Consider the following 19,359-nt stretch of genomic DNA (forward strand, 5'->3'; position numbering starts at 1 on the left):
TAAGAAAACACTGCGAATACCCGGTGAATACGCGGGAAACGCCGCACGTTCGGTGTCTGCGCGCCCGCTCGGATCGCACTGCACGTTTTCTCCGCGCCGATAGGATCGCACACATGGCTGATTCCCTGACCTGGTCCGACGTGCTCACCTCTCTCCTGGAGCGTCGCGACCTCAGCGTCTGGGAGTCCACCTGGGCCATGCGGCAGATCATGCAGGGTGGGGTCTCCGAGGCGCAGCTCGCGGGGTTCCTCGTGGCGCTGCGCGCGAAGGGCGAGACGATCGACGAGATCGTCGGCTTCCGTGACGCCATCCTCGAAGCGGCCGTGCCGCTTCCGGTCTCCCCGAATGTGCTGGACATCGTCGGCACGGGTGGGGACCGTGTGGGTACGGTGAACGTGTCGACGACGGCTGCCGTCATCATCGGTGCCACGGGCATCCCCGTGGTCAAGCACGGCAATCGCGCCGCGAGCTCGGCCTCGGGCTCCTCGGACGTCCTCGGTGCACTCGGCCTCGAGCTATCCCTCGACCCCGCGGCGGTCGCCTCGATCCTCGACCGGACCGGCATCACCTTCGCCTGGGCCGGGGCCTTCCATCCCGGGTTCAAGCACGCGGGTGCCGTCCGGTCGCAGCTCGGCGTGCCGACCGTGTTCAACATGCTCGGTCCGCTGTGCAACCCGGCGCGCGCGGAGGCGAACGCGGTCGGCGTGGCACAGATGGAGCGGGTGCCGCTGATCACCGGCGTCTTCCGCACGCGGGGGGCCACGGCGCTGGTGTTCCGCGGCGACGACGGCCTGGACGAGCTGACGACCACAGGGCACAGCAGGATCTGGGAGGTCACCCGCGGGGACATCCATGAACACGATCTCGACCCGCGCGACCTGGGCATCCCCCTCGCCGACCTGTCCGACCTCATCGGCGGGTCTCCCGCCCACAACGCGGACGTGCTCCGGCGGACGCTCGCGGGGGAGCAGGGGCCCGTCCGGGACATCGTGCTCCTGAACGCCGCCGCCGGGATCGTCGCCTTCGAGCTCTCCCAGGACGCGACCCAGGTGCAGCGGCCGATCCTCGAGCGCCTCCGCGACGGGCTCGCCCGTGCATCCGCTGCCGTGGACGACGGGAGTGCACTGGCCAAGCTCGACCAGTGGATCGGCGTGAGCCGCGAGCTGGCGGCCCCTCAGGAGTGACCATGGATCCGGTCGACGCGCTGCTCGAGATCGCCTCGCTGCTGGAGCGGGAGCGGGCGTCGCGCTACCGGGCCAAGGCCTTCCGTCAGGCGGCCGCGACATTCCAGGACCTCCCTGCCGATGTGCAGGACGACCCGACCCGTCTTCGGGCGGCCAAGGGCATCGGCGAGTCGACCTTCGCCGTCATCCGGCAGGCTCAGGCCGGGGACGTGCCGGAGTATCTGATCGAACTGCGCGGGGACGTCGAGCCTGAGCGGGTGTCTGCGCTCCGTGGAAAGCTGCGCGGGGACCTGCACGCTCACACCGAGTGGTCAGACGGGACGACCTCCATCGAGGTGATGGCCGCCGCAGCCCGCGCGCAGGGGCACGAGTACCAGGCCATCACGGATCATTCGCCGCGCCTCCGCGTGGCCCGAGGCCTCTCGGTGGAACGGCTGCGTGAGCAGATCCCGCAGGTGCGGGCGCAGTCGGGGGACGGATTCACGTTGCTCGCCGGCATCGAGGTGGACATCCTCGAAGACGGCGCCCTCGATCAGGACGACGCCGTGCTCGCTGAGCTGGATGTGGTCGTCGCCTCCGTGCACTCGAAGCTGCGCATGGACGGTCGGGCGATGACGAAGCGGATGATCGCCGCGGTGTCGCATCCGCGGGTGAACGTCCTCGGGCATTGCACGGGTCGTCTCGTGCAGGGGGACCGTGGCACGCGCCCGCCTTCGGCCTTCGACGCCGCCGCCGTCTTCGCGGCCTGTGCGGAGAACGGGGTCGCCGTGGAGATCAACTCCCGTCCCGAGCGTCAGGATCCCCCGGACGAGCTCATCGCGATCGCGCTCGACGCCGGTTGCCTGTTCTCCATCGATTCCGACGCACACGCCCCCGGCCAGTTGTCGCTCCTGGACCACGGTGCCGAGCGGGCGGAGCGTGCCGGGGTGCCGGCGTCACGCATCGTCACCACGTGGGGCCTGTCGCGTCTGCTCGCCTGGGCGGAGTGAGGGACGCCCTCGTCAGGCGTCCGCGACCGCCTTCGCCGCCTCGGTGACCGCGGTGACTGCGCGGGTCATGGAGCTGCCGAGGTTCCAGCGCTCGGCGAGGGCCGTGGCCGCCTCGGCCTCGTCCGGCGTGAGGGCATGCAGGGCGACACCCGGGGCGGTGATCGGGAGCGACGTGGCGACGGCGACGACGGTCGGAGCGACGTCCAGGTAGGCCTGCGCGTCGAGGATCTTCGCGCGGATGCCCGCGCTCATGCCCTCACCCGCGTCCGCGGCCTCGCGGATACCGAGCAGATCGCCGTGCTTCTGCAGGAGCGTGGCGGCCGTCTTCTCGCCGATGCCGGCGACACCGGGGAGCCCATCCGACGCGTCCCCGCGCATCGTCGCGAAGTCCGCGTACTGCGTCGGCAGGACACCGTACTTCGTGACGACCGTCGCGTCCGTGACGAGTTCGAGATTGCTCATGCCGCGGGCCGTGTAGATCACCCGGACGTCCCGGGCATCGTCGACGAGCTGGAAGAGGTCGCGATCGCCGGTCACGATGTCGACAGGCATCGTCGCGTTCGTCGCGAGGGTGCCGATCACATCGTCCGCCTCATGCTCGGCGACGCCGACGATGGGGATGCCGATGGCGGCGAGCGTCTCCCGGATCAAGGGGATCTGCGCCTCCAGCGGGTCGGGGACCTCCTCGACGTCCGGCGCACCGGTGACGACCTCGACCACGCGGTGCGTCTTGTAGCTGGGGATGATGTCGACCCTCCACTGCGGACGCCAGTCGTCATCCCAGCACGCCACGACGTGGGTCGGCTGGTAGGTCGTCACCAGCTTGGCGATCATGTCCAGCAGGCCGCGTGCGGCGTTGATCGGGGACCCGTCCGGGGCTGTGACCTTGTCGGGCACCCCGTAGAACGCGCGGAAGTAGAGGCTGGCGGTGTCGAGCAGCATGAGGCGTTCGGCGCGGGTCATGGATTCAGGGTAGAGCGTGTCCCATCGGGCGCTCAGCAGCCGACCGCCGCGGGTCGTTCCTCGCACGTCCGCGCCACGAGCGCGGTGGTCGCCTCGTAGATGCGGATGTCCCGGGACGCTCCCTCTATCGACAGCTCACCGGGAACCGCGAACCAGCCGCCGCCGACGTCGACCTGCGCCGTGTACGCGACCGTGGTCCTCGTCGAATAGGTGCCCCGTCGCGCATAGGTATGGCTCGTCTCGGTCGGCGTGAACGGCGCCTGCCCGAGCATCGACCAGGTGCGACCGCCGTCGGGCGTCACCGCCGTCGTGCCGTCGCCGTGGTCGAAGACGACGCGAACGGGCGTGAAACGCACCGTCACGGGCCGGTCGAGGAGTGTGCCGGTCGCCGTGTGCGCGGCGACGGTCGCCACGAAGTTGGTCGGCATCCCCACGACGCCCACGTTGCCCGGCTCGGCCGTCGTGGTCACGGGGGCGGGTGCGAACTGCGCGACATCCTCGATCGTGAGCGGCCTCCCGGACTCCTCCGTCACCCGCACCGCGTACATCCCGCACGACCGGCTCAGCACCGTGTCGGTCCGGCACGTCTTGCTTTCCGTCTCGGGGACCGAGGGTGCCTGCTCGCCGGCGCTACGGCGCACTGGGTTCGGAGTGGCCGAACGAGTCTCAGCGGCAGACACGCTGAGCGATGTGTTCCCGACCGACAACGCGGCGCTCCCGATGGGGTCGGTGTCGTGGCGGTCACTAGCCGACGGTCCGGAAGCCATGCCCGAGACCGCGAGGGTGAGAGCGAGGAACGCCGGGGCAAGGCTCAGCACTTGGTCTCCGACTCCCCTTGGGCTGAGCTGATGACATAATTTCCCCGCTCAATCACAAAGTTCACTCTCAACGCGTATACGTCTGGCCGACCAGGCGCCACCTGGGATACCCCGTTCGAATCGGTAACTTCGACATCGCTGACATCCAGACATACGACCGCTGCAACGGCATTGTGCGTCGCGTCGGAGTCGACGGCCGCGAAAGACAGTATTCGCGTCTCGCCTTCAACCTTGATTCCTTCCGCGTGCATCGCTGAATACGCCTTGCGATCCGCCTTCTCGAAATCACCGGTCGACAGTTCGTAGAGCGGTTCGAAGGTGGCCGGGTCAGACGTATCCACTTCGTTGAGCCGTCGCGTGAACTCGCGATACGTGGCCTCGGCGGCGGCGAAGGCCTCTTCTTCGGACGAGAACGCAGGGGAGGGAGTGGGCGTGGGGTCCGGAGTGGCGGTGCACCCGGAGAGCATCGAGACGCCGACTGCCAGCGTGGCGAGCAGGCGGAGAGCGGTGGGCGAGATCACCGGGCCACCGTATGCGGAATGCCGAGCTCGCTGCCGACGTTATCCACAGAGCGGCTGCGGGGAATCGGCTCCTTCATAGGGCGGCAACTTCTGGTAGCCTGAACTGTCACTCGTGGCGTGTACACGCATGCCCAGGTGACGAACACACCACAATCCACCTGCTGCGAAGCACATCCCGACCGTGCGCGGTCATGCTCCGCAGCCCGAGTATCCATTCACAAGGACAACCCACTACATGACTACCGCAACGACCGCCCCGGCCACCAAGCAGGTCGCCATCAACGACATCGGATCTGCTGAGGACTTCCTGGCCGCGGTCGAGAAGACCCTGAAGTTCTTCAACGACGGCGACATCATCGAAGGCACGATCGTCAAGATCGACCGCGATGAGGTCCTGCTCGATGTCGGCTACAAGACCGAGGGTGTCATCCCCTCGCGCGAGCTCTCGATCAAGCACGACGTCGACCCCAACGAGGTCGTCAAGGTCGGCGACGAGGTCGAGGCCCTCGTCCTCCAGAAGGAGGACAAGGAAGGCCGCCTGATCCTCTCCAAGAAGCGTGCGCAGTACGAGCGCGCCTGGGGAGACGTCGAGAAGATCAAGGAGAACGACGGCGTCGTCACCGGTACGGTCATCGAGGTCGTCAAGGGTGGACTCATCGTCGACATCGGCCTCCGTGGCTTCCTCCCGGCCTCGCTCATCGAGCTGCGCCGCGTCCGCGACCTCACGCCGTACCTCGGCCAGGAGATCGAGGCGAAGATCCTCGAGCTCGACAAGAACCGCAACAACGTCGTCCTCAGCCGCCGTGCGCTCCTCGAGCAGACGCAGTCGGAGTCGCGCACCACGTTCCTGAACAACCTGCACAAGGGTCAGGTCCGCAAGGGTGTCGTGTCGTCGATCGTCAACTTCGGTGCGTTCGTCGACCTGGGCGGCGTGGACGGCCTCGTGCACGTCTCCGAGCTGTCCTGGAAGCACATCGAGCACGCCTCCGAGGTCGTCGAGGTGGGCCAGGAGGTCACCGTCGAGATCCTCGAGGTCGACCTCGACCGCGAGCGCGTCTCCCTGTCGCTGAAGGCGACGCAGGAGGACCCGTGGCAGGTCTTCGCCCGTACCCACGCGATCGGTCAGGTCACGCCGGGTAAGGTCACCAAGCTCGTTCCGTTCGGTGCGTTCGTCCGCGTCGCAGACGGCATCGAGGGCCTCGTCCACATCTCCGAGCTCTCCAGCAAGCACGTCGAGCTGGCGGAGCAGGTCGTGTCGGTCGGCGAAGAGGTCTTCGTCAAGGTCATCGACATCGACCTCGAGCGTCGCCGCATCTCGCTGTCGCTGAAGCAGGCCAACGAGTCGGTCGACCCCAATGGCACCGAGTTCGACCCGGCTCTGTACGGCATGCTCGCCGAGTACGACGAGAACGGCGAGTACAAGTACCCGGAGGGCTTCGACGCCGAGACCGGTCAGTGGAAGGAAGGCTTCGACGCCCAGCGCGAGGCATGGGAGCAGGAGTACGCTGCGGCCCAGGCTCGCTGGGAGGCGCACAAGGCTCAGGTCGCGAAGGCGGCCGAGGCCGAGGCTGCGGCCGGCGACGACTTCGGTGGCCAGTCCTTCTCGAGCGAGACGGCCGGCGCCGGCACGCTCGCCGACGACGAGGCTCTCGCGGCTCTGCGCGAGAAGCTCTCGGGCGGCAACTCCTAAGTAACACTCCGAAAAGGGTCGTCACCCCGCTTCACGGCGGGTGTGACGGCCCTTTTCGCATGCCCGGAGCCCCCGGAAACCGCTGCGTGACGCAACGTTACGGCCGCATTCGTAACAATCCAGCGGCTCCGACACGATGGGGACATGACCGCCCTCCTGCCCGCTGCGTCGCGCACTGCCGAGGCCCCGGAGGGGTCGGGTTCCGCGCAGCCCGTCCGCCTCGACGGCATCGCGCGCTCGTTCCCGCTCGCGCAGGGCCGGCGAGAGGTGCTCCGCGGCATCGACCTCGACATCGCCGCCGGGGAGATCGTCGCCGTCGTCGGCCCGTCGGGGTGTGGGAAGTCCACGTTGCTGCGCCTCATCGGCGGCCTCGACGCTCCCACCACGGGCACGATCCGGCTCGACGGTTCGGGCGTCGCCGACGTGGACGAGCGCACCGCTGTCGCGTTCCAGGAGCCGCGGCTGCTTCCATGGCGCACGCTCGCCCAGAATGTCGAACTGGGACTGCCGCGCGGCACCGGCCGGGTCGCCGGACGGACACGTGTGCGTGAGCTGCTGCAACTCGTCGGACTGGAGCATGCCGCCGACCAGCGCCCTCGTGAAGTCTCCGGCGGCATGGCCCAGCGCGCCTCGCTCGCCCGCGCTCTCGCCCGTAACCCCGGGGTGCTGCTGCTGGACGAGCCGTTCGGCGCGCTCGACGCCCTCACCCGTCTGCGCATGCACGACCTGCTGCTCAAGATCCACGCCGCCGAGCCCACCACGGTGCTGCTCGTGACCCACGACGTGGAGGAGGCCCTCTACCTCGCCGACCGCGTGCTGCTGCTGCGCACCGTCGGCGCGGGAGACGACGAGTCGTCCGTCGCGCGGACGGTCGACGTCCCCGGCGTCCGCCCCCGAGACCGCGCCGACCGCGGCCTCGCCGACCTGCGCGCCGAGCTCCTCGAAGGGCTCGGCGTCGACACGCACCACCACACCCCCGAGGAGACCCGATGAGCACCATCACCCGCCGCATCATCCCTGCGATCGCCGTCGCCGGGACGATGATGCTCGTCGCCACCGGCTGCGTCGCCGGCGAGAACGCGACGGCCGACGCCGAGTCCACGCCCGCCGGGAGCGGCGAGTGGTCCGCCGACACGCTGTCCATCGACTTCGCTACCTACAACCCGCTCAGCCTCGTGATCCGCGACCAGGGCATCCTCGAGGACATCCTCGGCGACGACGTGACCGTCGAATGGGTGCAGTCCGCCGGGTCCAACAAGGCCAACGAGCTGCTGCGTTCCGGCTCGGTCGACGTGGGTTCGACGGCGGGCTCGGCCGCGCTGCTCGCTCGCGCCAACGGTTCCCCCATCCAGGTCATCGACATCTACTCCCAGCCCGAGTGGTCGGCCATCGTCGTCGGTCCCGACAGCGACATCACGTCGGTGGAGGACCTCAAGGGCGCGTCCATCGCGGCCACCAAGGGCACCGACCCGTACTTCTTCCTCCTGCAGGCGCTGGAGGAGGGCGGGCTGTCGCTCGCGGACGTCGAGGTGCAGAACCTCCAGCACGCGGACGGGCGGGCCGCGCTCGACGGCGGGTCCGTCGACGCGTGGGCGGGTCTCGACCCCATCATGGCCGCTGCGGAGCAGGAGTCGGGCGACAAGCTCATCTACCGCAACGTCGACTTCAACACCTACGGTTTCCTCAACGCGACCGAGGACTTCATCGACAACCACCCGGATCTCGCACAGGCCGTCGTCGACGCCTACGAGGAGGCGCGCGTCTGGGCGCTCGAGCACCCGGAGGAGACGGCCGCCCTGCTCGCCGACGTCGCGGGCATCGACCTCGAGGTCGCGACAACGGTGATCCAGGAGCGGTCGAACCTCGACGTGAGCGGCGTCCCCGGTGACGACCAGCTCGCCGTTCTCGAGAAGATCGCGCCGGTGCTCGTCGAGTCCGGCGATGTGCAGGGCGGTCAGGCATCGGTCGACAAGGCGCTCTCCAGCATCATCAACGACACCTTCGCGACGAAGGCGGGCGCAAGCGAGTGACCGGTTTCGAGGAGCGGGTGGTCGTCCCGGCGGAATCGCGGGACGCGCTCGAGTTCGCGAAGGGTGCTCCCCGCGGGAGGCCCGGGGGAGCACGGCGTGGCCTGCCGCCTGTCGTGCGGATCCTCGGGGGCTTCCTGCTCCCCGCCGTGATCCTCATCGCCTGGCAGGTGGTCACGACGGCCGGGCTCATCGAGCCGTACCGACTCCCGACGCCCGGATCGGTCTTCCAGGCCGGAGTGGAACTCGCCGAGACCGGACAGCTCTGGACCCACATCGCCATCTCGGTCCAGCGGGTGCTGCTCGGATTCGCGATCGGCTCGGTCATCGGGCTCGCCGCGGCCGGCATCGTCGGACTCTCGCGGTGGGGTGACGTTCTGCTCAGTCCCACTCTCGCCGCCGTTCGCGCCGTCCCGTCGCTCGCCTGGGTGCCGCTGCTGATCCTGTGGATGCAGATCGGCGAGGAGTCCAAGGTGACCCTCATCGCGATCGGCGCGTTCTTCCCGGTCTACACGACGGTCGCCTCGGCACTGCGTCACGTGGACCCGCAGCTCGTCGAGGCGGGACGCTCGTTCAGCCTGCACGGCTGGTCGCTGTTCCGCACGGTCCAGCTCCCGGCCGTCGTGCCCTCCGTCGTCGCGGGGCTGCGTCTCGCGCTGGCGCAGGCATGGCTGTTCCTCGTGGCCGCCGAGCTCATCGCTTCGTCCATGGGGCTCGGGTTCCTGTTGACGGACTCGCAGAGCACCGGGCGTGTCGACCGCATCCTGCTCTCCATCGTGCTGCTGGCGCTGCTCGGCACGATCACCAACGGCGTGCTCGCGCTGCTGGAGAAGTACCTGTTGCGGCGATGGACGTGACGATGACCGAGGCCCGGCTGCAGGAGGAACGGGTCTATCCTCCGTCGCCCGCGTTCCTCGATGCCAACGTGACCGCAGAAGCCTATGCCCGCGCGGCCGCTGATCCTCTGGCCTTCTGGGAAGATGCGGCCCGCCGGCTGGACTGGGTCGAGCCCTGGCACCTCGTGCACGACTGGGAGCCGCCTCTCGACGGTGCGGTCCCCGCGGCGCGATGGTTTCTCGGCGGGCGGCTCAACGTCGCGGTGAACTGCGTCGATCGGCATGTCGATGCCGGACGCGGAGACAAGGTCGCCCTCCACTTCGAGGGGGAGCCGGGCGACCGGATCTCGGTGACCTACGCCGACCTGCAGCGTCGTGTGGCCCAGGCGGCGCACGCGCTGGAAGACCTCGGGATCCGACCGGGCGATCGCGTGGTGATCTACCTCCCCGTGCTCGTGGAGACCGTGGTCGTCACGCTCGCGTGCGCGCGGATCGGAGCCGTCCACTCGCTCGTCTTCGGAGGGTTCTCGGCGGAGGCCGTGCGGTTCCGGCTCGAGGACACCGGGGCGAAGCTGCTCGTGACCAGCGACGGCCAGTTCCGGCGGGGGACGGCGACCGAGGTCAAGTCCGCCGCCGATGCCGCCGCTGCGGGACTGCCGGACCTCGAACACGTCCTCGTGCTCCGTCGTACCGGACAGGCCGTCCCGTGGACCGACGGTCGGGACGTGTGGTGGCACGACGTCGTCGACACAGCACCCACCGCGCATCAGGCTGAGGCTTTCGACGCCGAGCACCCGCTGTTCATCATCTACACCTCCGGCACGACAGGGAAGCCGAAGGGGCTCGTGCACACCTCCGGCGGCTACCTGACGCACGCGAGTTGGGCGCACTGGGCGCACTTCGACGCCAAACCGGATGACGTGCACTGGTGCACGGCCGACCTCGCCTGGGTCACCGCGCACACGTACGAGATCTACGGACCGCTGTCGAACGGGCTCACCCAGGTCATCTACGAGGGCACGCCGGACACTCCGCGTCGCGAGCGGCACCTGGAGATCATCGAGCGCTACGGCGTGACGGTCTACTACACGGCGCCGACGCTCATCCGGACGTTCATGACCTGGTTCGGCGACGAACTGCCGGGCGGACACGACCTGTCGAGCTTGCGGCTGCTCGGCACGGTGGGTGAGGCGATCAACCCGGAGGCCTGGGTGTGGTTCCGCCGGAACTTCGGGCGGAATGAGCTCCCCGTCATCGACACATGGTGGCAGTCGGAGACCGGTGCCGCGATGATCGCCCCCTTGCCCGGCATCACGCCCCTGAAGCCCGGCTCCGCGTCGGTCCCGCTTCCGGGCATCGACGTCGCCGTGGTCGACGAGAACGGTGACGAGGTGGCGCCGGGCCGATCCGGGACCCTGGTCGTCCGGCGCCCGTGGCCGGGGATGGCGCGGACCGTCTGGGGAAACCCGGAGCGCTACCGCGACGCGTACTGGTCCGCGTACGCCGGAGTGGGGGCGCATGGCGGCTACTACGTCGCGGGAGACGGGGCGACCCGCGACGCCGATGGCTTCATCTGGATCCTGGGGCGGCTCGACGACGTCGTGAACGTCTCCGGTCATCGCCTCTCGACGATCGAGATCGAGTCGGCGCTCGTGGCGCACGAGACGGTCGGCGAAGCCGGGTCCGCCGGTGTGGCGGACCCGGTCACGGGGCAGGCGGTCGTGGCGTTCGTCACCCCGTCCGGCCGGGCGGAGATCGACGCGCACGCGCTGCGCGCTGAGGTCGCCCGCTCGATCGGTCCGGTCGCGAAGCCGAAGCACGTCGTCGTCGTGCCGGACCTGCCCAAGACGCGCTCGGGGAAGATCATGCGCCGCCTCCTCGCGCAGCTCTGGGACGCGGAACAGGATCGGCGGGCGGGACGGACCCCGCAGGCGCTCGGCGACACGACGTCACTGCAGAACCCCTGGGCCGTCGACGACATCGCCGGCGCTCTCGCCGCAGAATCGAGGACATCATGACCGACGACCATCGTTTCGGGTTCCGCACCCGCGCCCTTCACGCCGGGGGCACCCCGGACGCCGCCACAGGGGCGAGGGCGGTGCCGATCTATCAGACGACGTCGTTCGTCTTCGACGATGCAGCCGACGCCGGAAACCTCTTCGCGCTGCAGAAGTACGGCAACATCTACTCGCGTATCGGCAATCCCACGGTCGCCGCCCTGGAGGAGCGCCTGGCTTCGCTGGAGGGCGGCATCGGTGCGGTCGCGACCGCCTCCGGCATGAGCGCGGAGTTCATCACGTTCGCCGCCCTCGTGGGCGCGGGTGATCACGTCGTCGCCGCCGCGCAGCTCTACGGGGGCACGGTCACGCAGCTCGACGTGACACTGCGTCGCTTCGGCGTGGAGACGACCTTCGTCCGCTCCTCCGACCCGGCGGACTTCGCCGCGGCCGTCCGTCCCGAGACCAAGGTCGTCTACGTCGAGATGATCGGAAACCCCTCGGGTGAGATCGCCGACATCGAGGGTCTCGCCGCTGTCGCCCACGAGGCAGGTGTGCCGCTCGTCGTGGACGCCACCCTGGCCACCCCGTACCTCGCGCGTCCGCTGGAGCACGGGGCGGACATCGTCATCCACTCGGTCACGAAGTTCCTCGGCGGTCACGGGACGACCCTCGGCGGAGTGGTCATCGAGAAGGGCACCTTCGACTGGGGCAACGGCAAGTTCCCCCAGATGACCGAACCGGTGGCTTCCTACGGCGGAATCTCCTGGTGGGGCAACTTCGGGGAGTACGGGTTCCTCACCAAGCTGCGCTCCGAGCAGCTGCGCGACATCGGACCGGCGCTGAGCCCGCAGTCGGCGTTCACGCTCCTGCAGGGCGTGGAGACGCTGCCCCAGCGCATCGACGCTCACCTCGCCAACGCCCGGGTCGTCGCCGAGTGGCTGGCGGCAGACCCCCGCGTGTCCTACGTCACCTGGGCAGGACTCGAAGGTCATCCGCATCATGAGCGTGCCGCCCGGTACCTGCCGCTGGGACCGGGATCCGTGTTCGCGTTCGGGGTCGCCGCCGAGGACGGCCGCGCTGCGGGCGAGGCGTTCATCGAGAACCTGCAGCTCGCGTCCCATCTCGCCAACATCGGCGATGCCCGCACCCTGGTCATCCACCCGGCCTCCACGACGCATCGCCAGCTCACCGAGGAACAGCTCGTCGCCGCCGGCGTGCGCCCCGACCTGATCCGCATCTCCGTCGGCCTGGAGGACGCGGAGGACATCATCTGGGACCTCGATCAGGCCCTCACCCTCGCGACGGGAGCCCACCGATGAGCACGACCTCCGCCGGCGACGCCTGCACCCTTCCTGCGACCACGGACGCGACCAGCTGCGCGCTTCCCGTCACCGTCGAACCGGGCCGCACGTGGACCGGACCCTCGCAGCCGCAGCGGTTCGGGCTGCTGCGCCGGGCACGATCCATCGCGATCGTCGGTGCCTCCGGGAATCCGTCGCGGGCCTCGTACTTCGTCGCGACCTACCTGCTGTCCAGCACGGACTTCGACGTCTACCTCGTGAACCCGAGGGAGACCGAGATCCTCGGACAGCCGGTCTACCCGTCGTTGAGCGCCCTGCCCGTGCGGCCTGACATCGTGGACGTGTTCCGTCGTCACGACGACCTCCCGGGGGTCGCGCAGGAGGCCATCGACGGCGGGGCGAAGACCCTGTGGCTCCAGCTCGGCTCCTGGAACGAGGAGGCCGCTGCGCTCGCCGAGGCGGCGGGCCTCTCGGTCGTCATGGACCGCTGCATCAAGATCGAACACGCCCGCTTCCACGGCGGACTGCATCTCGCCGGCTTCGACACCGGCGTGATCAGCTCCCGACGGCAGCTGCTCGCGCGCTGATGGGGCTGCGCCGCGCCCAGGAGGCTCAGGTGCAGATCGTGTCCGCCGTGGTGCGGTGCAGCGTCACGGGGACCTGAAGGTCGGTGAGGTGCCAGTCGAGGCTGCGTCCGGTGAGCCGGGGCAACGAGGAGCACGTCCACGCGGGGTCCGGCGTGACGTGACTGCCCGGGAGCACCCCCGCAGCGTTCCACGAGGTCCACGTCCGGGGAAGGCCCGTCGCCTTCTTCAGATCCACGTCGACGTCGACGTGGTGCGACCCGCCCGGGGCGTTCGTGCTGATGTAGAAGTGGCCGGAGGCGTCGCTGATCTCCTCGTAGCGGATCGCCGTGATCGCGCAGGTGGTGGGGGCGGCCGTGGGGCTGCTGTACGCCTTGCACGTGTTCCCCGTGAACGGGGACAACCAGGCGGATGCCGCCGTCACCGTTCCCTTGACGACCGCGCGGTCCGTCCACGCCGCGCTGGTGGTGGGAACGCTCGCCTGTGCGAGCGACACGAAGACGACCACCACCGCGAAGACGAAGCCGGCCAGCGGGAACACGAGTCGTCGCGCCGGGGTCACGTCGTCAGGGGCTTCCGCGCCGGGTGCTCCACGGGGCTCATCATGCTGAGACCGAGCAGCCCCAGGAGCCCGAGGAGCAACGGGAGGGCGACAGCGGGCGTCGTCATCCGCATGATCGCGGTTCCCCACCCGGGAAGCTGCACCGCCGGCTTCCACACGTCGCCGGTCACCGGATAGTCGAGAGCGTCGGAGAACTCGTTGGCGTCGCCCTTCATGGTGATGGTGCGCGCGCCATCGGCGGCTTCGATGGCGGTGATGCGATGGGTCACCAGGGAGTCGGTCAGCGCGCTCGGCAGGCTGACGACGTCACCCACCTCCAGAGAGTCGGCGGGGACCTTCGTGGCGATGAGGAGATCGCCCGTCATGATCTCGGGCTCCATCGAGCCCGAGATCACGACGAGCGGCTGGATGACTCCGATGGCCGTGGCGCCCCAGACGACGCCGCAGCCCACCCCCATGACGGCCAGCGTCCAGAGAACGGGCAGGGCGAGCCGGCGGAGGAGCTGCACCACGATTCGTCCTTCGTCTCGGCTGCGGCGGTGGGTGGTCAGTTGGTCGCGGTCGCGGAGACCGTGACGAGGATCGTGCCGGTCTTGCCCTGGTTGCTGGTCGCCCAGTCCGCCGGAGTGGTGACGACGAGCTCGAACTCATCGGTGGCGGTGGACCCCGAGGAGGTCAGCGACGCCGCGAGTCCGGTGATCGTGGCGGTCGGCTTGACCGTGAAGTCGGTCGCCGTGGTGCCGGGGGCGTACTCGACGGTGGAGGTGAGCGCGGCGTTGACGGAACTGACGTTCTTCACCCAGAGCTTGATGGTGCGGGTCTCGCCGGGAAGCAGGTTCGCCAGCTTCTCGGCGGGGACGACGAGCTCGATGCTGTTCTTGGCCGCCGACTCCTTCCAGGTGGTTCCGTCGACGGAACCCTGGAGGTTGAAGGTGGCTCCCGCGGCGGGGGCGCTGAAGAAGGTGTTGTCCGTCCACGCGGCGCTGGTGAGCGCCGCGCCGATGCCGCCGGTCGCGAGCACGGCCAGCGCGAACGCCATGATCGGGCGTCGCCGGGAGCGTCGCTCGGTGCGGTCAGGGCGTGTGGAGGCATCCGTGTTCGTCATGGTTTCGACGTTACGCAGCACACCTCAGGGGACTGTCAAGTCTTCCTCAAGAGGGGCCGAAGCTTTCCCGATTGTTCCGTTTCCGCGTCGTGCGGCCCCGGGCCCGGAGCGTGGCAGGATGGTCGGATGCCGCTCATCGCTCTCACCGGAGGCATCGCGTCGGGGAAGTCCACCATCGCGAACCGGCTCACCGAGCTCGGCGCGGTCGTCGTCGACGCGGATCAGATCGTGCGCGAGGTCCAAGCTCCGGGATCCGAGGTGCTCCGCACGATCGCGCGGACGTTCGGAGACACCGTCATCGCCGAGGACGGATCCCTCGACCGGGCTGCCCTCGGGTCGACCGTGTTCGCCGACCCCGACCGGCTCGCTCAGTTGAACGCCATCGTGCACCCTGCGGTGCGGGCAGAGTCCCAGCGCCGTTTCGATGCGGCGTTCCACGCCGACCCGGAGGCTGTCGTCGTGTACGACGTTCCGCTCCTGGTGGAGGCTCGTGTCGATGACCCCTGGGATGAGATCGTCGTCGCGCATGCGCCGGAGGACGTCCGTCTCGAGAGGCTCGTCGGCCTGCGCGGAATGACCCCCGAGGCCGCGCGCGACCGGATCGCCGCCCAGGTCTCCGACGAACGGCGGCTCGCGATCGCCGATGTCGTGATCGACACCTCGGGGTCGATCGAGCACACCCTGGTTCAGACGGACGCGCTCTGGGACCGGCTCCGCGCGCGCTGAAGGACAGCCGCCCGCCGGAGGCTTCCGACCCGGCCGGCCCCGATGTCGGAGGGGCGGCATACGCTTGAGGTATGCAGCCCACCCGCAGTGTCCGCCCTTTCGAGGTCATCAGCGAGTACGCCCCTGCCGGTGATCAGCCGCAGGCGATCGCCGATCTGGCTTCCCGCATCAACGCGGGCGAGACCGACATCGTGCTGCTCGGCGCCACCGGAACAGGCAAGTCCGCGACCACGGCCTGGCTCGTCGAGCAGGTGCAGCGCCCCACACTCGTGCTGGCGCACAACAAGACCCTCGCCGCTCAGCTCGCCAACGAGTTCCGTGAGCTCATGCCGAACAACGCCGTCGAGTACTTCGTCTCCTACTACGACTACTACCAGCCCGAGGCCTACGTCCCGCAGACGGACACCTTCATCGAGAAGGACTCCTCGATCAACGCGGAGGTCGAGCGCCTTCGCCACTCGACGACGAACTCACTGCTGAGCCGCCGCGATGTGGTCGTGGTGTCGACCGTGTCCTGCATCTACGGCCTGGGGGCGCCGGAGGAGTACCTGCGCGCCATGGTCGCGCTCCAGGTGGGGGAGCGGTACGACCGCGACGCCCTGATCCGTCAGTTCATCGCGATGCAGTACAACCGCAACGACGTCGACTTCTCGCGGGGCAACTTCCGGGTCCGCGGCGACACGATCGAGATCATCCCGGTGTACGAGGAGCACGCCATCCGCATCGAGCTCTTCGGCGACGAGATCGAGGCGCTGTACTCGTTGCATCCGCTGACGGGCGAGGTCATCGAGAAGCTCGACGCCGTGCCGATCTTCCCCGCCTCGCACTATGTCGCGGGCACCGACGTCATCCAGCGCTCGATCGGCACGATCGAGCACGAGCTGGAGGAGCGGCTGAAGGAGTTCGAGCGGCAGGGTAAGCTCCTCGAGGCGCAGCGCCTCCGGATGCGGACGACGTTCGACCTGGAGATGCTGCAGCAGCTCGGCTTCTGCTCCGGTATCGAGAACTACTCGCGCCACATGGACGGGCGCATGCCGGGGGAGCCCCCGCACACGCTCCTGGACTTCTTCCCCGACGACTTCCTGCTCGTCATCGACGAGTCGCACGTGACGGTGCCGCAGATCGGTGCCATGTACGAGGGTGACGCCTCCCGCAAGCGCACGCTCGTCGACCACGGCTTCCGCCTGCCGAGCGCGATGGACAACCGACCGCTGCGCTGGGACGAGTTCAAGAACCGCGTGGGGCAGACCGTCTACCTGTCGGCGACCCCGGGCAAGTACGAGATGGGCATCGCCGACGGTGTGGTGGAGCAGATCATCCGCCCGACGGGACTGGTCGACCCGGAGATCATCGTCAAGCCGTCGAAGGGACAGATCGACGATCTGCTCGAGGAGATCAGGCTTCGCGTGGAGCGGGACGAGCGCGTCCTCGTCACGACCCTCACGAAGAAGATGGCCGAGGAATTGACCGACTTCCTCGGGGAACACGGCGTGCGGGTGCGCTACCTGCATTCCGACGTCGACACCCTGCGCCGCGTCGAACTGCTCAGCGAGCTGCGCGCCGGTGTGTACGACGTCCTGGTGGGTATCAACCTGCTCCGAGAGGGACTCGACCTCCCGGAGGTGTCGCTCGTCGCGATCCTCGACGCCGACAAGGAAGGGTTCCTCCGCTCCGGGACGTCACTCATCCAGACCATCGGCCGGGCAGCGCGTAACGTCTCGGGCGAAGTGCACATGTATGCGGACAACATGACCGACTCCATGGCCAAAGCCATCGAGGAGACCGACCGTCGGCGCGAGAAGCAGATCGCGTACAACAAAGAGCACGGGATCGATCCGCAGCCGCTGCGCAAGCGCATCGCCGACATCACCGAGGTGCTGGCGCGCGAGGGGCAGGACACGGCGGAGCTGATGTCCGGGCGAGGCCGTGCGTCGGGCAAGGGCAAGTCGCCCACGCCGAACCTGCGGCGCACCGGCATCGCTGCCGAGGGAGCGCAGCAGCTCGAAGCCACCATCCAGGACCTCACCGATCAGATGCTCGCCGCTGCCGCGGAGCTGAAGTTCGAGCTCGCCGGGCGCCTGCGTGACGAGGTGCAGGATATGAAGAAGGAGCTCCGCTCGATGGAGCGGGCCGGGCACGCGTAGACGGAGACCAGATGGACGCCGCAGGAGAGGAACTCGCGGACCGAGTCCGGGCGCTGCTCGGCGCTGACCCCTCGATCGAGGAGCGACGGATGTTCGGAACCAGGGCGTTCCTCGACGAGGGCCGCATCCTCGTCGGAGCGCGGAAGGACGGCACGCTCCTCGTCCGCGTGGATGAGGAGAACGGAGCCATCGCGGTGACTCAGCCGGGTGCTGCGCGGGCCGTGATGGGATCGCGCACCATGGGGTCGGGCTGGATCGACGTCGCCGCGTCCGCGATCACCGATGATGCGGCGCTGATGATGTGGATCGACATGGCCCGAGAGTCAGTGGGGGCCGCCACCGCGGACGGCGACTGACCCGAGCGGTTTACGGGCAGTGCACCAGGGTCTTCGGCCCGGAGCGGTCGATCTCGTGTTCCGTCATCGGTGCTCCGCAGAGCGGGCATGCGCGTTCGGCGCGTTCCGCGGCGCTCGGCGGCGGCGTCTTCTCGTAGGGCCCGACGGAGGCAGGGCCCGCCAGACGCACGAGGTTGGTGTTCACCCAGGCATAGAGGCCCCCCGCTTCGCGGATGCGGGTGCGAAGAGGGGGCCGGCTGGAGTCGCGTGACATGTTGATTAGTGTACTAATGATTCGTGCAGATGTATAGTCGGGATCGTGACCGACACCGATGATCTGCTCCGCCTCGAGAACCAGCTCTGCTTCGCCGTGGTCACGGCGGCGCGGAACGTGGTGGCGATCTACCGGCCGATCCTCGAGCCGCTCGGGCTGACCCATCCGCAGTACCTGGTGATGCTCGCCCTCTGGGAGCGGGCTCCGCGAACCCTCAACGACCTCGCCGCCGACCTCGCGCTGGAGCCCGCGACGGCGTCGCCCCTCGTCAAGCGACTCGAAGCCGACGGCCTGGTGGCCCGCCAGCGCAGCAGCGAGGACGAACGCCGACTCGAGATCACGCTCACGGACGCCGGTGCCGCCCTGCGTGCCAGGGCGGTGGACGTGCCGCGGCAGGTGATGGCCGCCGTGGGGATGGACATCGACGAGGTGGCAGCACTGCGGGACGGACTGGGCGCCTTCGCGGGGCCCCGCCCCGCCCACCCCTGACCGTTCCGCGGCATCCGATATGAAGCGCGGGTGCCCGCATGCGCACCCCTAGGGTGGGAGGCATGTCGCGCCCCGAGCCTCCGGTCCCCGCGCCGGAGCGCGTGCGTCGACCGGGGCCGCCGATGCTCCTCGGCCTCGCCGCCGTCGCCGGACTGTTCGGTCTCCTCATGTTCGCCGCGGCCGTGCAGGGCACCCCGCAGTTCGCGTCGACGGAGGCCGAGAGCACATCGCCGCCCCAGGAGAACGTCGTGCTCCCCGCCCCGACGGCGACGGAGACACCGCTGCCTCCGGAATCATGGGAGGATCCGCTTCTCGCGCAGGTGCTCGGCATGGTCTTCGGTCTCGTGCTGGGGCTGGCCGTCCTCGCGCTCGTCGTCGTGGTCGTTCGCCAGCTCATCCGATTCCTCGTGCGGCTGTGGCGGGACCGTCCGCTCGCACGCCGCGATGCCGCGGCTGCCGGGCCGGGTGCCAGCCCCACGTCGCCGGATATCCTCCCTGACGAAGTGACCATCCGCCGCGGGGTCTCCGATGCGCTTCGCACGGTCATCGAACGACCAGTACCCGGTGACGCGATCGTCGCGGCGTGAATCGGCTTGGAGGAATCCGCCGCGGACGCCGGTCAGGGGCGCGCTCCGACGGAGACGCCGGCAGAATTCACCGCCAGGGTGATCGGCGGGCGCCACGGCATCGCCGCGGAGGTCGCGGTCCTGCAACGCCTCTATGAGCAGGTGCGCTTCGGCGGGCTGGTCGCAGACGAAGGCGACCGGCGGAGCGCCGCCGACGCGCTTCGCGGCATCAAGGCGGGGTGACG

The 19,359-nt window shown here is 69.1% G+C and carries 22 protein-coding genes; 15 read left to right on the plus strand and 7 right to left on the minus strand.

Annotated elements, in window-relative coordinates:
• The first annotated feature begins 113 nt into the window (after window positions 1–113).
• Window positions 114–1,184: an anthranilate phosphoribosyltransferase gene (trpD, locus tag AB0P08_RS05815; protein WP_187661770.1), complete on the plus strand. Its 1,071-nt coding sequence runs from the start codon at window positions 114–116 to the stop codon at window positions 1,182–1,184.
• Window positions 1,185–1,186: 2 nt separating this feature from the next.
• Window positions 1,187–2,173, plus strand: a complete 987-nt coding sequence (locus tag AB0P08_RS05820; RefSeq protein WP_187661769.1) for a PHP domain-containing protein — start codon at window positions 1,187–1,189, stop codon at window positions 2,171–2,173.
• 12 nt (window positions 2,174–2,185) lie between these two features.
• Here the strand turns inward: AB0P08_RS05820 and AB0P08_RS05825 are convergent, their stop codons facing one another.
• The 3 genes from AB0P08_RS05825 to AB0P08_RS05835 form a co-directional block, all read right to left on the minus strand.
• Complete coding sequence (locus AB0P08_RS05825; protein ID WP_363588739.1) at window positions 2,186–3,136, minus strand: 5'-3' exonuclease; 951 nt, start codon at window positions 3,134–3,136, stop codon at window positions 2,186–2,188.
• Window positions 3,137–3,168: 32 nt separating this feature from the next.
• Window positions 3,169–3,669 (minus strand): hypothetical protein, encoded by a 501-nt coding sequence (locus AB0P08_RS05830; protein ID WP_363588741.1) that lies wholly within the window; start codon window positions 3,667–3,669, stop codon window positions 3,169–3,171.
• 278 nt (window positions 3,670–3,947) lie between these two features.
• A complete protein-coding gene (locus AB0P08_RS05835; protein WP_363588743.1) occupies window positions 3,948–4,475 on the minus strand; it encodes a hypothetical protein in 528 nt (175 codons plus the stop codon).
• Window positions 4,476–4,710: 235 nt separating this feature from the next.
• On the opposite strand from AB0P08_RS05835, the gene rpsA reads away from it, so the two are divergent.
• The 7 genes from rpsA to AB0P08_RS05870 all read left to right on the plus strand — a co-directional run bounded on the left by rpsA (window position 4,711) and on the right by AB0P08_RS05870 (window position 12,916).
• Window positions 4,711–6,165: a 30S ribosomal protein S1 gene (gene rpsA, locus AB0P08_RS05840; RefSeq protein ID WP_259954710.1), complete on the plus strand. Its 1,455-nt coding sequence runs from the start codon at window positions 4,711–4,713 to the stop codon at window positions 6,163–6,165.
• Window positions 6,166–6,309: 144 nt separating this feature from the next.
• Window positions 6,310–7,158 carry an ABC transporter ATP-binding protein gene (locus AB0P08_RS05845; protein ID WP_363588745.1) on the plus strand — a complete coding sequence of 283 codons (849 nt, stop codon included), beginning with the start codon at window positions 6,310–6,312 and terminating at the stop codon, window positions 7,156–7,158.
• On the plus strand, window positions 7,155–8,195 hold the full coding sequence (locus AB0P08_RS05850; protein WP_363588747.1) for an aliphatic sulfonate ABC transporter substrate-binding protein: 1,041 nt from the start codon (window positions 7,155–7,157) through the stop codon (window positions 8,193–8,195). The genes AB0P08_RS05845 and AB0P08_RS05850 overlap by 4 nt, the downstream gene beginning before the upstream one ends.
• A complete protein-coding gene (locus tag AB0P08_RS05855; RefSeq protein ID WP_363447323.1) occupies window positions 8,192–9,049 on the plus strand; it encodes an ABC transporter permease in 858 nt (285 codons plus the stop codon). Before AB0P08_RS05850 ends, AB0P08_RS05855 begins: the two co-directional genes overlap by 4 nt.
• Entirely contained in the window at window positions 9,040–11,046 is a 2,007-nt protein-coding gene (gene acs, locus AB0P08_RS05860; protein ID WP_522727301.1) for an acetate--CoA ligase, read from the plus strand. The genes AB0P08_RS05855 and acs overlap by 10 nt, the downstream gene beginning before the upstream one ends.
• The gene (locus AB0P08_RS05865; protein ID WP_187661761.1) at window positions 11,043–12,347 is read left to right on the plus strand and encodes an O-acetylhomoserine aminocarboxypropyltransferase/cysteine synthase family protein; all 1,305 of its coding nucleotides are present in this window, start codon (window positions 11,043–11,045) and stop codon (window positions 12,345–12,347) included. The genes acs and AB0P08_RS05865 overlap by 4 nt, the downstream gene beginning before the upstream one ends.
• On the plus strand, window positions 12,344–12,916 hold the full coding sequence (locus AB0P08_RS05870; RefSeq protein ID WP_363588749.1) for a CoA-binding protein: 573 nt from the start codon (window positions 12,344–12,346) through the stop codon (window positions 12,914–12,916). Before AB0P08_RS05865 ends, AB0P08_RS05870 begins: the two co-directional genes overlap by 4 nt.
• 25 nt (window positions 12,917–12,941) lie before the next feature.
• Here AB0P08_RS05870 and AB0P08_RS05875 read toward each other — a convergent pair whose 3' ends face one another.
• Genes AB0P08_RS05875 through AB0P08_RS05885 form a run of 3 tightly spaced genes read right to left on the minus strand, consistent with a single transcriptional unit; the run spans window position 12,942 to window position 14,580 of the window.
• Window positions 12,942–13,475 (minus strand): hypothetical protein, encoded by a 534-nt coding sequence (locus AB0P08_RS05875; protein WP_280564107.1) that lies wholly within the window; start codon window positions 13,473–13,475, stop codon window positions 12,942–12,944.
• Window positions 13,472–13,987: a signal peptidase I gene (locus tag AB0P08_RS05880; RefSeq protein ID WP_315637577.1), complete on the minus strand. Its 516-nt coding sequence runs from the start codon at window positions 13,985–13,987 to the stop codon at window positions 13,472–13,474. The genes AB0P08_RS05875 and AB0P08_RS05880 overlap by 4 nt, the downstream gene beginning before the upstream one ends.
• Before the next feature lie 35 nt (window positions 13,988–14,022).
• A complete protein-coding gene (locus tag AB0P08_RS05885) occupies window positions 14,023–14,580 on the minus strand; it encodes a hypothetical protein (RefSeq protein WP_363588751.1) in 558 nt (185 codons plus the stop codon).
• A 126-nt stretch (window positions 14,581–14,706) separates the two neighbouring features.
• Between AB0P08_RS05885 and coaE the strand changes: the two genes are divergently transcribed.
• From coaE to AB0P08_RS05900, 3 genes are all read left to right on the plus strand, one after another.
• On the plus strand, window positions 14,707–15,306 hold the full coding sequence (coaE, locus tag AB0P08_RS05890) for a dephospho-CoA kinase (RefSeq protein WP_363588753.1): 600 nt from the start codon (window positions 14,707–14,709) through the stop codon (window positions 15,304–15,306).
• 71 nt (window positions 15,307–15,377) lie between these two features.
• A complete protein-coding gene (uvrB, locus tag AB0P08_RS05895; protein ID WP_187661755.1) occupies window positions 15,378–17,450 on the plus strand; it encodes an excinuclease ABC subunit UvrB in 2,073 nt (690 codons plus the stop codon).
• 11 nt (window positions 17,451–17,461) lie between these two features.
• A complete protein-coding gene (locus AB0P08_RS05900; protein ID WP_363588755.1) occupies window positions 17,462–17,806 on the plus strand; it encodes a TfoX/Sxy family protein in 345 nt (114 codons plus the stop codon).
• A 10-nt stretch (window positions 17,807–17,816) separates the two neighbouring features.
• Here AB0P08_RS05900 and AB0P08_RS05905 read toward each other — a convergent pair whose 3' ends face one another.
• Complete coding sequence (locus tag AB0P08_RS05905) at window positions 17,817–18,059, minus strand: hypothetical protein (protein ID WP_187661753.1); 243 nt, start codon at window positions 18,057–18,059, stop codon at window positions 17,817–17,819.
• A gap of 45 nt (window positions 18,060–18,104) precedes the next feature.
• Here AB0P08_RS05905 and AB0P08_RS05910 point away from each other — a divergent pair, with 45 nt between their 5' ends.
• The 3 genes from AB0P08_RS05910 (at window position 18,105) to AB0P08_RS05920 (ending at window position 19,357) form a co-directional block, all read left to right on the plus strand.
• Window positions 18,105–18,548 (plus strand): MarR family winged helix-turn-helix transcriptional regulator, encoded by a 444-nt coding sequence (locus AB0P08_RS05910; protein ID WP_187661752.1) that lies wholly within the window; start codon window positions 18,105–18,107, stop codon window positions 18,546–18,548.
• A 62-nt stretch (window positions 18,549–18,610) separates the two neighbouring features.
• Window positions 18,611–19,135 (plus strand): hypothetical protein, encoded by a 525-nt coding sequence (locus AB0P08_RS05915; protein WP_363588757.1) that lies wholly within the window; start codon window positions 18,611–18,613, stop codon window positions 19,133–19,135.
• Window positions 19,136–19,141: 6 nt separating this feature from the next.
• Window positions 19,142–19,357: a DUF4129 domain-containing protein gene (locus AB0P08_RS05920; protein ID WP_363588759.1), complete on the plus strand. Its 216-nt coding sequence runs from the start codon at window positions 19,142–19,144 to the stop codon at window positions 19,355–19,357.
• Window positions 19,358–19,359 lie beyond the last annotated feature (2 nt).

Source organism: Microbacterium meiriae, assembly GCF_040686935.1.
GTDB classification, from domain to species: Bacteria; Actinomycetota; Actinomycetes; order Actinomycetales; family Microbacteriaceae; genus Microbacterium; species Microbacterium meiriae.